A 12,345-nucleotide genomic window follows, 5' to 3' on the forward strand; every position below is an offset into this window, starting at 1 on the left:
TTCATCCGAACGGATAGCCCAGCACGCAGTAGAAGCCGCGGATGTAGATGGTGAGCGCCGCGAACATCTCCGGCGCGAACGTGGTGATGGCGCCGACGCCGAACATGAACGCCATCAGCAGGATGGTGAACTCCGCCATGGCCTGCCCCCGCGAGCGCGGACGCCGCATCCACCGGTAGCCACGCGACAACCAGACGTTCATCGATTCGACTCCTGGGGAGGGGGAGGAGATGCACGCTCGACGACGAACGTGATCAGCGATTCCGGAGGACCGTCCTTGTCCAGCGGCGACAGCGACAGCGACACCCGTTCACCGGGGCGCTCGAAGTCGAGCAGCTCCACGCCCTTCGAGAGGCGCCGGCCCGAAGGCGCGTAGCCCCGCGAGGGCATCTGTGCCCGGTAGAACTCCGCCAGCATCTGCGGCGTGCCATGCGCCACCTGGGTGAGCGTGGTGCTGCCCGCATTGCGTCCGGAGCCCTGCTCGTCCACGCGCAGCACCGTCACCGCGCCCGGAGGCTGCGGCAGCGACGCGGGCGCCGTGCCCTGCAGGTGGATGCCCTCGGGCGCCTCCACCAGCGACGGGAACACGAGCGTGCGCGTCGTCGCGCCGCCCACGCGGATGGTGGTGACGGACACCAGCGCGCCCAGCCGCTCGTCGTAGTAGTTCACCGCGCCGCCGCCCGCGCCGTCGTCCTGCGTGACGATGTTGCGGCCCCGCAGCCGGAACTCCCGCGCGTAGAACTCCAGCACCTCCCCGGGCGGGTGATCCGTCTCGAAGTAGCCCAGCTCCATGGGGCTGCCGTTGGCCTCCAGCCGGCCCATGGGCACGAGCGCGGCGCCGGGAAACGGCGGGAACACCCGCTGCACCCGGCCCACATCCGGAAGTGGCGGCGCCGGAGGCAGCGCCACCTGGGGCCCGGAAGGCGCCGCACGGGGCTCGGCCGACGGGGGCGGCGGATCCTTCAGCAGCACGGCGGTGGCCACGAGCGCGAGCAACCCGCCCAGGCCCAGCCAGCGCGTGAGCGCGCCCGTGTGGTCCGTCAGGCCACTCATGGGATGCAGGCGTCGCTGTTGTAGCGGAAGTAGGCCGCCGCCGCCGTCGTGGACTGCGTGTACTCGGACTCCGGGGCGTTGGAGAAGGTCGCGCCCTGGAAGAAGTTCCCGCGGCACCGGTACGAGCGCATGGGCCAGTTGTCGCCCCGGCCTCCGGAGTTGGAGAGCCCGCGCTTCGTCTTGATGTCGTTGGGCTCGCAGTTGCCGTAGCAGTAGCTGGTGTCGTTGCGCCAGTAGGCGGCCTGGAGCACGTCGCCGGGCACCGTGCGCGTCGGCCGGACCGCGGCGAAGTTGCCCGCGGCCGTCACCTCGCGGATGACCACGGACTGGCGGATGTAGTCGTCGGAGAAGGGGAAATCGAGCCCCAGCACGGACAGCACCCCTTCAATGGCCTGCAGCGCCCCGCCGCCGCCGCTCGCCACGCCCGCGTAGACGATGCGGCTCACGCGGTCGTGCGTGAGCTGCTCCACCCGGGGATACGTCTGCGAGGGATTGTCGCCCGGCCCCCACGCCCGCCACGTGTCGTGGAAGAGGTAGAAGTGCTCCTGGAAGTTCAGGTCCAGCTGGTTGCCGTTGAAGCCCGTCGTGTAGAGGGCGATCTCCCGCGGGATGATGCGGTTCACCATCCGCACCTGCACGTCCGCCTGGACCGCGCCGACGCTGGGGTCGAACCCCATGTCCCGCACCAGCTGGTCCGGAGAGCTGCCCAGCGCGCCAATGGCCGCGCCCGCCAGGCCGCCCACGCCGGCCTGCGCACCCATGTTCGACATCTGCACGCCTTCCAGGGGCGCGTCCGCGTTCTGCGCCTGGACCTGGATGGTGAGCCCGTTCTGGTAGGCCGTGCCCAGCGTGCCCGTCTTGGTGGAGCCGTCCAGGTCCTGGTAGCGCTGCCGCGCTTCCGCGACGACCGTGGACAGGTCCTGGCGCACCGTGCGCTCGAAGGCGACGAAGCGCGCCATCTCCGCCATCTTGATGCGCGCGCGCTGCACCTCCCAGAAGTAGTTGCCCCAGAGCACCAGCACGACGAGCAGCGGCGCCAGCAGCGCCAGCTCCACCGTCGCCGTCCCCCGCGCCGCGCGGCGGCCCGGGCGCATCAGTAGTTGATGCCTTGAATCAGCCATTCGCTGTCCTCCCAGGCCGGCACCAGCCACTTGAGGTGATCCGCGTCCCAGTGCGTCTGCACGGGCGCCAGGCGCGCGGTCCAGAGCGGGTTGAAGAAGTTGGGCTCTTCCTTCCACTGGCCGGGCCGGTGGTAGATGGCGCGGCCCACCGCCATGGCCATCATGCCGCCCGTGCGCTGGCGGAAGTCCGCCGCGTAGCCGTCCTGCTTTCCGCCCACGTACTGCCAGGTCATGTCCAGGTACGACTCGCGGATGCCCTCGCCGTTGTTCTCCGCGGTGTTGTACTTGCCGTCGCCGTTGCCCTCCATGAAGGCGTTGCGCGACAGGTTCTCCAGCTCGTAGACCGGCTTGCTGCCGGTGCGCTCCGCGCCCATGTCCTTGCCCAGGACGATGAGGTTGCACGGGTAGCCGAAGTGGTTCTGCCGGGGGCTGACGAAGCTGGTGTCGGAGGTGATGAACGGCGTGATGCCCAGCCACGGGTGGTGGTCATCCGTCTTGTTGGAACCGTATTCCTGGTGGAAGCCGCCCCGGTTGTCCGCCGCCGCGCGGAAGCGCAGCCGGAAGACGTCGCTCCAGCCGAAGAGGAAGCAGGTGGGGCGCACCTCGATGCGGATGTCGTCCGACGCGAAGAGCTGATCCTTGCGGTTGTTCTCGAACCCCTCGTCGAAGCTCTTGATCTGGCTGTCCGCCGTCTTGCGGATGCGCAGCTCGCCAATCACGACGCACAGCCGGAACTCCCAGCGCCGCCCGATGAGGATGGGACCCTCGCCCTCGGCCGTCCAGCGCCTGCGCACGCCGTTGGCCAGGTTGCCCATCAGCAGGCGGTACTTGGCCATGTTCGGATCCGACAGCTTGTTGCCTGACACCAGCTTCGCCCGCGTGAGCATGCCGGTGGGGTCCACGCCCATGGTGGGACTGCTGCTGAAGGGGCCGTCATCCAGGACGTGGAGGAAGTTCTTGGCGTTGGAGTAGTTGATGTCGCTGGGGTTGCCGAACAGCGAGGAGACGGAGGCGTTGTTGAAGGACTGTCCGGAGTCCATGTCCTCCGTGACGTCCGCCCGGGGGTCGGTCTTCTCGATGACGTCGCTGCGTCCCTTCGTGGTGTAGAGGTCGAAGAGGGTGCCGGTGAGCATGGCCTCCTGGGCCAGCCACAGCGCGATGTTGAGCGCTGTCAGCACCGGGATGAGCAGCCGTGAGACGGTCTCCACCGCGACCTTCCAGGCTTTTATCGCCTGCGAGACCGCCGCGAAGACCGCGCCGATGCCGGGGATGTATTGCAGGTACTTTGCCGCGACGCCGATGGTGCGGTCCAGGTACACCGCGTGGCTCACGTAGGACATCACCGTGAGCATCGCGGAGTAGTGCACGATCATCGCGCGGTTGGTGTACGCGAGGAAGTTGTAGGCCCGCGCTTCCTTCACCGCCAGCGAGTACGCCTGCGCGTCCGCGGCGTCCTGCAGCTTGATCTTCTCGTACACGCCACGGCCGATACCCACCGACGTCATGATGGTGACGGCCAGCACCAGCATGACCACCACCCCCAACACCATGGCCTGCCCGCGCTCGTCGCGCCGCAGTCTCCGCAGAATCCGAAACATCCGAGGGGGTCCTTCTGACGCGCGCCGGGGGAGACGCTAGCTGTCCACGGCGCACGCGTTGGGGCCGTGCGCGCCGCTGTTGAGGAGGTTGGACTGCATGCGCATCGAATAGGTGGCGACGACGGGGATGGCGAAGACGTTGCTGTCAGCGAGCGTGCGGATCTTCTGGTGGTCGCCGCTCTGGCCCGCGCCCTGGTCCTCCAGGTGGTCCGTGAGGCTGCCGCCGTTCACCTTCTGCGTGGTGAAGTTGACGCCCCGCATGGCCAGGCCGTTGAGCGCCTCGCGGCCCATGTAGAACGCGTGCAGCTGCCAGTTCGCGAACGGGATGCGCATCTCGTAGAAGTACGTCACGCGCACCGTGAGGAGGTTGGCCTCGATGACCTGCGCGTTGCGGATGTCGTCGTAGTCCAGCTCCCGCCCCTGCATGTGCGAACCGTAGGAGGCGAAGAGCCCGGGCAGCTGGCTGCGCCGGGGGTTGAGCACCTCCACCCGCACGCGCTCCAGGTTCACCTGCTGATAGCGCTGGTTCTGGGCGGCCAGCTTCTCGTCCGTGTACGCGTCATGGACCAGCGCCACGTTGATGAGCGTGTCCACGCGGCCCTTGCCGCCGGACTTGGGCGGGCCCAGGGTGGGCAGCACCGCCACGTAGGCGGCCTTCTTCATGATCTCGCAGTCGCCGTGGTTGACGATGCCCGCGCGCGCCGCCCGGTACGCGGCGTACTCCGTCATCAGCCGCGCGTGGTGGAGCGTTCCCAACTGGAGGATGCCCAGGATGAGGAACACCATCACCGGGATGACCAGCGCGGACTCCACGAGCGCCTGACCCGACTCACCGGGACGGGTTGATTGGGACCTTTTCATGGGACGTCCAATCTTCACACGGTGTGTCACCAGGATGCCAGTTGGCGGCCGCCCGGTGGCCCGTCAGCCCTACCCATGAAACAGGGCTGTAACCCAGCAGGACGTAAAAACCCGGAAACTACCGGGAGCGCCGCGCGGGCTTCGGTGCGTGCACCAGCGTGGCGACGAGGGTCTCCACCAGCGCCTCCGCGGGTGCGCCCTGGAACCCAGAGCAGGTGAGCTTGAGGCTGATGATGCCGTGCAGGCCCGCCCAGAACACCTCCGCCAGCCGCTCCGGGGGCGTGGCGTCCAGCGTCCGGCCGGCCGCCTGCAAGGCCGCGCAGGCCCTCACCAGCAGTGCGAAGGATTTGGGCCCCGGGCCCTCCTGCTTGTCCTGGAAGAGGTCCGCGGACAGCCTGGCGTCCTCCATGAAGATGAGGCGGTAGGTCTCCGTGTTTTCCATGCCGAAGGCCAGGTAGGCCTCCGCCAGACGTGACAGCCGCTGCGCGGGATCCTTCACGGTGGCCGCCGGCTCCAGCACCGCGAGCAGCTCCTGGAAGCCGCGCACGCACAGCTCCCGCGCGATGGCGTCGCGGTTCTCGAAGTGCAGGTAGAGCGTCGCGGGCGCGTACTCCACCGCGTCCGCCAGCTTGCGCATGGAGAGGGCGCCAAAGCCTTCCTTCATCACCATGTCGCGCGCCACCTGGAGGATGTGCTCCCGCAGCTCCGCCCGCTGTCGCTCCTTGCGCTCCGTGATGCCCATGTCACGAGGTTAGGCCTTGACGAAACGAACGGCCAGCAATAAATGAACGGTGTTCAAAGAACGGTGTTCATCAAAAGTCCGGACGTTCATTCCCGGGAGGACGACATGGAGACGGTGGCGTTGTTCGGCGCTTCGGGCGTCATTGGCCAGTCCGTGGCGCGGACGCTTCAGGCGCAGGGCCGGCCGTACCGGGTGGTCGGGCGCTCGGAGGGAAGCCTGCGGAGGGAGTTTGGCGCGGATCCGCTGGCGGAGGTGGTGACGTGGAATCCGGAGGACCCCGCGTCCATCCGGGCCGCGGCGCGGGGCGTCCGGACGATCATCTACATGGTGGGGGTGAACTACTGGCAGTTCCACCTGCACCCGGAGCTGATGCGCCGCACGCTGGACGCGGCCATCGCGGAGGGCGTGGAGCGGGTGGTGCTCATCGGCACGGTGTATCCGTACGGGATGCCGCGCACCGCGACGGTGGCGGAGTCCCATCCGCGCGAGCCGAACTCCTACAAGGGGCGCATGCGCGAGGCGCAGGAGGACCTGCTGCTGGAGGCGGACGCGGCGGGCTCCATCAAAGGGACCATCCTCCGGCTGCCGGACTTCTACGGGCCGGGCGTGGAGCGCAGCTTCCTGTACCGCGCCTTCGTCGCCGCGTCCCAGGGCAAGCGCGCGCCGCTCATCGGGCCGTTGGATGCGCCGCACGAGTTCGTCTTCGTGAATGACGTGGGCCCCGTCGTCACCGCGCTGATGGACGAGCCCCGCGCGTACGGCCGCTTCTGGAACCTGGCGGGCGCGGGCGCCACCACGCAGCGCCAGATGGTGAACGAGCTCTCCGCGCAGGCGGGCCACACCCCGAAGACGATGTCGATGGGCAAGACGCTGGTGCGCCTGGCCGGCCTCTTCGATCCCTTCATGAAGGAGCTGGTGGAGATGTACTACCTGCTCACGAACCCCGTGCTGCTGGATGACTCCGCGCTGCGTGGCCTGCTGGGCACGGTGCACAAGACACCCTACGCGGAGGGCATCCGCCAGACGCTCGCGGCCCTGCGCCAGGAGCAGGAGGCGAAGTCACGTCCGGCGGCGGTCCCCGCGACGACCTGAGCCGCGGTGCTCAGGCGGGCCGCGGTGACGGGGGACGCGTGGTGCCCAGGCCGCGCTCCCGCGTGCGCGCGTTCGCCAGCCGCTGCCGGTGGCCCGCGAGCAGGTCGCTGCGGGTGAGGATGCCCACGACGTGCTCCGGCCGCGCGCGGGAGACGACGGGCAGGCGGCCCACGCCCTCGTCCATCATCAGGTCCGCCGCCTCGCGCAGGGAGCTGTCGTCGAAGACGACCGCGGGGGGCCGCTTCACCACGTCCCGCATCCGCCGGCCGGCGCTGTCATGGCCGTCCAAGAGGTCCCTGCGGGTGACGACGCCCACGAGCGCCCCTTCCCGCGAGACGACGGGGAAGCCCTGGTGGCGCGAGCCCGTGGCATCCGACGTGAGCCACGCGCGCACCTCTTCCAGGGGCATGTCCGCCTGCAACGTCATCACGGGCTTGAGGCCATGGTCGCGCACCAGCGCCTGTCCGAGCGCGTCCGTGCCCAGCTCCGTGGGGATGCGGGCGCCGCGGCGGGCCAGCTTCTCCGTCATGATGGAGTGCCGCATGAGCAGCGCGGACACCAGGTAGGACGCCGCGCAGCCCGCGAGCAACGGCAGCAATCCCAGCGGCTGCCGCGTGGTCTCGAAGGCGAACACCACCGACGCCAGCAGCGCGCGGGAGGCTCCCGCGAAGAGCGCGGCCATGCCCACCAGCGCCGCGACGCGCACGTCCACGCCCAGGCTGGGGAACAGCTGCGAGGCCAGCAGCCCCAGTCCGGAGCCCAGGCCACCGCCCAGCGTGAAGAGGGGCGCCAGCGTTCCGCCGGACGTCCCGCTCCCCAGGGCTACGGACCAGGAGATGAACTTGAGCGCGCAGAAGACGAGCATCGCCGTCCCCACGAAGCGGCCGGACAGGATGTCCTCGATGTTGGTGTAGCCCACGCCCAGCGTGCGCGGGGACAGCCAGCCCACCACGCCCACGACGATGCCGCCCAGCGCGGGCCACCACATCCAGTGCACGGGCAGCTTCTCGAACGCGTCCTCCAGCCAATACACCGCGCGCGTGCACACCACGGAGGCGGCGCCAATGACGAGGCCCAGGACGCCGTAGAACGCGAGCGCCCCTCCGGACGGAGTCGTCAGGTCCGGGATGGCGAACGCGGGCGCACCGCCCATGAAGGCGATGCGCACGCCAGTGGCGGTGGCGGTGGCCAGGGCCACGGGGATGACGGAGCGGGGCTTGAACTCGAAGAGCAGCAGCTCCACCGCGAGGAGCACCGCGGACACCGGCGCGCCGAACGTGGCGGCCATGCCCGCGGCGGCGCCCGCGGCGAGCAGCGCCTTTCTCTCGTCGGCCGTGACATGGAGCCCCTGACCCAGGAGTGAACCCAGCGCGCCACCCGTGGCGATGATGGGGCCCTCCGCGCCGAACGGGCCGCCGGTGCCGATGGCGATCGCCGCCGACAGCGGCTTGAGCAGCGTCATCCGGGGCGGGATGCGGCTCTGGTTGAAGAGCACCTGCTCCATGGCTTCCGGGATGCCGTGGCCCCGGATGGCCCGCGAGCCATAGCGCGCCATCAGCCCCACGATGATGGCGCCCGCGACGGGTACGAGCACCACCCAGCCCCCCAACGTGTTGTCGCCGGGCGACACCGGCTGCACGGACAGCCGTCCGAAGAAGGCCAGGTTCGTGACGAAGTGGATGAGGGCGCCCAGCCCCTGCGCCACCAGGCCCGCGACGGCCGCGAGCACCACCGCCATGCCGCTGATGAACACGGTGCGGGAGTCCACCGCCACGGACGCGGAAGGGGTGCGCAGGCTGGCGAGCGCGGGGCCCATGGACGGGGCCACCGGGAGGCTGGACCGCGCCTCCGGCCCTTCACCCAGGCCCTCTTCGATGCGTTCCACGTCAGGTTTCTTCATCGGTGTGCTCCTGTGTCTTGCGTCGCCGCGGCGGGCGCGAGGTTTCGTCCTCGAAGAAGAGCGGGGCTTCATCCCCGTCGAGCCCCAGCGCGCGCACCCAGGCGTCCAGCCCCTGGACCAGTCCGGCGCGCACGTCGGGCTTCAGGCCGCGCAGCCCGGAGATGAGTCGGGCCTGGGCCATGGGCGGCGCCGTGCGCACCAGCGCGCGGCCCTTGGCCGACAGGGCCACCTCCACGCGGCGGCCGTCCTCGTCGGAGCGGCGGCGGCTCACCAGCCCCTGCTCGATGAGCTTCGTGACGACGACGGACACGCTGCTCTGGTGCGTGAGCGTGCGCTCCGCGAGCGCGTTGATGGAGCAGGGACCGGCCTCCGCCAACTGCTGGAGGATGAAGAGCTGGGCGCCGCTGATGCCCACCAGCCGTTCAGAAGCGCGAGCGGAGACCCGCAGCAGCCGCACCAGCCGCCGCACGCCGTCCATGGCCGCGCGAACCTCGCCGGAGTCATCCGAGGGCGGCGGCGTCCGATTTGAATGGGAGCCCATATATCTTCCCGCAAGCTACGGGGCAGGGGTGGCGGGCACAAGCGAAAGTGCGGGGGATGCCCGGCCGCCTGGGGGACGGGGAGAGGACAGCGCTCGGCGAGGGGCGGACTCACCGTCGGAGCGCACGGGCGGTACGTGCCCGGCAGTGACAACGGCGAGGCCCGGTCAAGAAGCCCGGACCCCGCGAGGAAGCGGACCGCGGCTCAGCTGCCGGCGGTGACGGACAGCTCGGCGGCGGGGTGCGCCTCGCTGCACACCTGCGAGGACTCCTCGGCCTGGAGGGCTTCGGCTTCGGTCACGGAGGCCGTGGACTCGGAGAAATCCCCGCCGCCGCTCCCGCAGCCCCAGCCCAGGGAGTCACCACACGTCGTTTCAATCTTGAGCCCGATGTAACACACCGTGTCGCAGGGCGCTTCGAGACAGGCGCCGATGCCGCATTGGGGGGCCGGCAGGGCAAAAGCCGCCGTGGGGGCCAGCAACAGGACAGTCGAGACCGCCAGCAGGGACTTCACCCGCATGCGCATGTGCGCCCCTCGTGAGGGAATCGCGCGAACACCGTGAACCTGTTTCCCAGACAAGTAAATGGATGTCATTGGAGGGTTCGGAGTCACCCGGGGTCGGAGTTTGTTATTGGGGGGCTTTCCTGCGTGGCGGTGCGGCGCCTTGTGTCGCGGCCGGTATCGGCGTCTGCGGACTGTCGCGCTGCGCCAGGAGCCAATCACAGAAGAGGCGCGCGGCCGGGCGCAGCCGCCGGTGCGCGGGATACACCACGAAGTAGCTGGCGCGGGTGGGCACGATGGGGCCGGGCAGCCGGATGAGGCGGTTGTCCGCGAAGTAGGGCGTGACGATCTTCTCTCGGGCCAGCGCCGCGCCCAGGCCCTGCACCGCGGCCATCAGCGCGCCGGTGGTGTCGCTGAAGCTGTAGCGCTCCTCGACGCGCACCCCGCGCACGTCCGCCGAGCGGAACCAGTCCTGCCAGCCCTGGCGGGTCAGGTCCGCGATGAGCGGGAGCTTCGCCACGTCCGCCGCCTCACGAACGTGCTCAATGCCCGCGAGCTTCGGAGACGCCACGGGGAACAGGGCGTCGTCCATCAGGGGATGCGCGCTGAGGCCCGGCCAGGGAGGCTGGCCGTAGCGGATGCCCAGGTCCGGCCCGCCCTCGTCGAAGCGGGTGAGCGCCATCTCCGTGTCCACGTGGATCCGGACGCGCGGGTGCAGGGCCGTGAAGCCCGGCATGCGCGGCAGCAGCCACGCGTAGGTCAGCGAGTGCACGGTGGTGACGCGCACCACGGCGTCCTCGTCCCGCGAGTGCTTGAGTCCCCCGAGCACGTTGTCCATGTCCGACAGCGCGGTGCTGGCGGCGTCCGCGAGCTGGCGTCCCTCGGCCGTCAGCGCCACGCCCCGGGCATGCCGCTGGAACAGCACGACGCCCAGCCGGTCCTCCAGCTTGCGGACGTGGTGGCTGACCGCGCTGGCGGTCAGGTGCAGCTCCTCCGCCGCGCGGGCGAAGTTCTGGTGGCGGGCGGCGGACTCGAAGGCCGCCAGTGCGGGGAGCAGGTCGGTGCGCAGGGTCATGGGCCGAGCCTCAAATCTGGCTCATGTCTGACACGGAAACGATGCGCTTGTGAAGCGGGGGTTCCGGCGTGAAGAAAGGACCAGACAGAAGTCTGATTCCTTCCTCGCACGAGGGGGCCGCCATGAGCGCTTCCGGTCTTACCCATCCGCAGGTCGTGTCTCCAACCTTCAACCGGGCGTGGCTCACGCCCCTGGAACTGGGCGGGCTGGCCGCCATCTGGGGCGCGTCCTTCCTGTTCATGCGCATCGCGGCGCCGGCCTTCGGTCCGGTGCCCCTGGTGGAGCTGCGGCTGGTGCTGGGCGCGGCGGTGCTGATGCCCTTCCTCTGGCGCGCGCGCTCGGCGATCCGCCCCGCGCTGTGGCCCCGGCTGGCGCTGGTGGGCCTGGTCAACGCGGCGATCCCCTTCTCGTTGTTCGCCTGGGCCGCGCGGCAGGCCCCCGCGGGCGTCGGGGCCATCACCAACAGCATGGCGGTGCTGTTCACCGCGCTGGTGGCGTTCGTGTTCTACGGCGAGCGCATCGGGGCCCAGCGCGCGGTGGCGCTGCTCGCGGGCTTCGCCGGGGTGGTGGTGCTGGCCAGTGGCAAGGCCGCGGGCACGAGCGTCGCCTGGGCCGCGGCGGCGGGGACCACGGCCGCGTTCCTCTACGGCATCGGCGCGAACCTGGTGCGCCGCCACCTCACCGGATTGCCGGCCGCCGCGGTCGCCGCCGCCACGCTGTCCTGCGGCGCGGTGTTGATGCTGCCCTTCGCGGTGGCCACGTGGCCCTCGGAGCCCATCGCCGTGCGGCCCTGGCTGGCGGCGGCGGCCCTGGGCATGGTCTGCACCGGCCTTGCGTACGCGGTGTTCTACCGACTCATCCAGCGCATCGGGGCGGCGCGCGCCGTCGTCGTCACCTACCTGGTGCCGCTGTTCGCGGTGGCCTGGGCCTGGCTGCTGCTGGGCGAGCCGCTGACGCCCACCATGCTGGTGGCGGGCACGCTCATCCTGGGCAGCGTGGCGCTGGGGCAGCCACCGAAGGCGAAGTGAGGCGTCAGGCCCGCTCGAACTTCCAGATGCGGTAGCCGTCGCGGACCGTGTGCATGAACCGCCGGACGATGAACGCCGGGCCGCGCTTCCCGGCCAGTTCCAGCGAGCGCAGGGGGACGGAGGTGGAGGACGTGGCCGTGTAGCCCGCCTCCAGGAAGGTGCTCTCCGGCGCGTCCGTCATGTCCTGGAAGGACGCGCCCATGCTGACGAGCACCGCGTGCAGGTCGCGGCTGTACTCGCGCTGGAAGGTGGCGCTCATCAGGTCGCAATACACGGCGTGATGAGGGAATGCGTTCCGGAGCACCGCGAGCATGTCCTGGCGCTGCGCGTTCGACAGGTACATGAGCACGCCTTCGATGATGACGTGCGTGCGCCGCGAGTCCTGGTAGGGCGCGAGCTTCCGCGCGAGTGACTCCGCTCCGAAGTCGATGGAGAGACGCTCCAGCGGATTGCGGGCCTCCGTCACCGGCAGCTTCGCGTCCTTGAGGGTGATGATGGCGGGCTCGTCCACCTCCAGCCACCGGCCTCCGCGGAGCCGGTAGGCCCGCGTGTCGAAGCCCGCGCCCAGCACCACCACCCGCGCGTCGGGAGCCTTGTCCAGCTCCTCCTGCACCAGCGCGTCGATGATCTGGTGCCGCGCGGCGTTGCTCGCGTTGGCCTCGCGGAAGGACTGGAAGCGCTCCCAGACCTGGCGCGCATCGTCGTCCATGAAGCGGGCGGCGAAGGTGTCGCCACACAGGGGCCGGGGCTTGCGTGCATCCTCCGCCCGGCAGGCCAGGGTGTAGTAGGCGGTCTTCGAGATGGCATTGGCCATGGATGGCGCTCCTTGAAACC

13 protein-coding genes are annotated in these 12,345 nt (G+C 70.1%); 2 read left to right on the plus strand and 11 right to left on the minus strand.

Translation table 11 applies throughout. The features are described from left to right. Position 1: 1 nt before the first annotated feature. From D7X32_RS04890 to D7X32_RS04915, 6 genes are all read right to left on the minus strand, one after another. Positions 2-202: a hypothetical protein gene (locus tag D7X32_RS04890; protein WP_120601329.1), complete on the minus strand. Its 201-nt coding sequence runs from the start codon at positions 200-202 to the stop codon at positions 2-4. Continuing rightward, positions 199-1,053, minus strand: a complete 855-nt coding sequence (locus D7X32_RS04895) for a hypothetical protein (protein ID WP_120601330.1) — start codon at positions 1,051-1,053, stop codon at positions 199-201. The genes D7X32_RS04890 and D7X32_RS04895 overlap by 4 nt, the downstream gene beginning before the upstream one ends. Further along, positions 1,050-2,147: a pilus assembly protein gene (locus D7X32_RS04900; RefSeq protein ID WP_244238851.1), complete on the minus strand. Its 1,098-nt coding sequence runs from the start codon at positions 2,145-2,147 to the stop codon at positions 1,050-1,052. The genes D7X32_RS04895 and D7X32_RS04900 overlap by 4 nt, the downstream gene beginning before the upstream one ends. Continuing rightward, on the minus strand, positions 2,147-3,772 hold the full coding sequence (locus D7X32_RS04905) for a pilus assembly protein (RefSeq protein ID WP_120601331.1): 1,626 nt from the start codon (positions 3,770-3,772) through the stop codon (positions 2,147-2,149). Before D7X32_RS04905 ends, D7X32_RS04900 begins: the two co-directional genes overlap by 1 nt. Positions 3,773-3,808: 36 nt before the next feature. Beyond that, entirely contained in the window at positions 3,809-4,633 is an 825-nt protein-coding gene (locus D7X32_RS04910; RefSeq protein ID WP_120601332.1) for a TadE family protein, read from the minus strand. 118 nt (positions 4,634-4,751) lie between these two features. Then, positions 4,752-5,375 carry a TetR/AcrR family transcriptional regulator gene (locus D7X32_RS04915; RefSeq protein ID WP_120601333.1) on the minus strand — a complete coding sequence of 208 codons (624 nt, stop codon included), beginning with the start codon at positions 5,373-5,375 and terminating at the stop codon, positions 4,752-4,754. A gap of 105 nt (positions 5,376-5,480) precedes the next feature. Here D7X32_RS04915 and D7X32_RS04920 point away from each other — a divergent pair, with 105 nt between their 5' ends. Continuing rightward, on the plus strand, positions 5,481-6,467 hold the full coding sequence (locus D7X32_RS04920) for an NAD-dependent epimerase/dehydratase family protein (protein WP_120601366.1): 987 nt from the start codon (positions 5,481-5,483) through the stop codon (positions 6,465-6,467). 10 nt (positions 6,468-6,477) lie between these two features. Here D7X32_RS04920 and D7X32_RS04925 read toward each other — a convergent pair whose 3' ends face one another. The 4 genes from D7X32_RS04925 to D7X32_RS04940 form a co-directional block, all read right to left on the minus strand. Then, the gene (locus D7X32_RS04925) at positions 6,478-8,367 is read right to left on the minus strand and encodes a chloride channel protein (RefSeq protein ID WP_120601334.1); all 1,890 of its coding nucleotides are present in this window, start codon (positions 8,365-8,367) and stop codon (positions 6,478-6,480) included. Then, positions 8,354-8,908 (minus strand): MarR family winged helix-turn-helix transcriptional regulator, encoded by a 555-nt coding sequence (locus tag D7X32_RS04930; protein WP_120601335.1) that lies wholly within the window; start codon positions 8,906-8,908, stop codon positions 8,354-8,356. Before D7X32_RS04930 ends, D7X32_RS04925 begins: the two co-directional genes overlap by 14 nt. Before the next feature lie 203 nt (positions 8,909-9,111). Continuing rightward, on the minus strand, positions 9,112-9,432 hold the full coding sequence (locus D7X32_RS04935) for a hypothetical protein (RefSeq protein WP_120601336.1): 321 nt from the start codon (positions 9,430-9,432) through the stop codon (positions 9,112-9,114). 103 nt (positions 9,433-9,535) lie between these two features. Beyond that, entirely contained in the window at positions 9,536-10,483 is a 948-nt protein-coding gene (locus tag D7X32_RS04940; protein WP_120601337.1) for a LysR substrate-binding domain-containing protein, read from the minus strand. Between the two features lie 122 nt (positions 10,484-10,605). Between D7X32_RS04940 and D7X32_RS04945 the strand changes: the two genes are divergently transcribed. After that, the gene (locus tag D7X32_RS04945; RefSeq protein ID WP_120601338.1) at positions 10,606-11,511 is read left to right on the plus strand and encodes a DMT family transporter; all 906 of its coding nucleotides are present in this window, start codon (positions 10,606-10,608) and stop codon (positions 11,509-11,511) included. Positions 11,512-11,515: 4 nt separating this feature from the next. Here D7X32_RS04945 and D7X32_RS04950 read toward each other — a convergent pair whose 3' ends face one another. Then, a complete protein-coding gene (locus D7X32_RS04950) occupies positions 11,516-12,325 on the minus strand; it encodes a class I SAM-dependent methyltransferase (protein WP_158625611.1) in 810 nt (269 codons plus the stop codon). Between the last annotated feature and the right edge of the window lie 20 nt (positions 12,326-12,345).

Source organism: Corallococcus carmarthensis, from assembly GCF_003611695.1.
GTDB lineage: Bacteria > Myxococcota > Myxococcia > Myxococcales > Myxococcaceae > Corallococcus > Corallococcus carmarthensis.

Coding starts and splice junctions, on each gene's coding strand:
- D7X32_RS04890 (WP_120601329.1), bottom strand. CDS start 202: ATGAACGTCTGGTTGTCGCGTGGCTACCGGTGGATGCGGCGTCCGCGC.
- D7X32_RS04895 (WP_120601330.1), bottom strand. CDS start 1,053: ATGAGTGGCCTGACGGACCACACGGGCGCGCTCACGCGCTGGCTGGGC.
- D7X32_RS04900 (WP_244238851.1), bottom strand. CDS start 2,147: ATGCGCCCGGGCCGCCGCGCGGCGCGGGGGACGGCGACGGTGGAGCTG.
- D7X32_RS04905 (WP_120601331.1), bottom strand. CDS start 3,772: ATGTTTCGGATTCTGCGGAGACTGCGGCGCGACGAGCGCGGGCAGGCC.
- D7X32_RS04910 (WP_120601332.1), bottom strand. CDS start 4,633: ATGAAAAGGTCCCAATCAACCCGTCCCGGTGAGTCGGGTCAGGCGCTC.
- D7X32_RS04915 (WP_120601333.1), bottom strand. CDS start 5,375: ATGGGCATCACGGAGCGCAAGGAGCGACAGCGGGCGGAGCTGCGGGAG.
- D7X32_RS04920 (WP_120601366.1), top strand. CDS start 5,481: ATGGAGACGGTGGCGTTGTTCGGCGCTTCGGGCGTCATTGGCCAGTCC.
- D7X32_RS04925 (WP_120601334.1), bottom strand. CDS start 8,367: ATGAAGAAACCTGACGTGGAACGCATCGAAGAGGGCCTGGGTGAAGGG.
- D7X32_RS04930 (WP_120601335.1), bottom strand. CDS start 8,908: ATGGGCTCCCATTCAAATCGGACGCCGCCGCCCTCGGATGACTCCGGC.
- D7X32_RS04935 (WP_120601336.1), bottom strand. CDS start 9,432: ATGCGCATGCGGGTGAAGTCCCTGCTGGCGGTCTCGACTGTCCTGTTG.
- D7X32_RS04940 (WP_120601337.1), bottom strand. CDS start 10,483: ATGACCCTGCGCACCGACCTGCTCCCCGCACTGGCGGCCTTCGAGTCC.
- D7X32_RS04945 (WP_120601338.1), top strand. CDS start 10,606: ATGAGCGCTTCCGGTCTTACCCATCCGCAGGTCGTGTCTCCAACCTTC.
- D7X32_RS04950 (WP_158625611.1), bottom strand. CDS start 12,325: ATGGCCAATGCCATCTCGAAGACCGCCTACTACACCCTGGCCTGCCGG.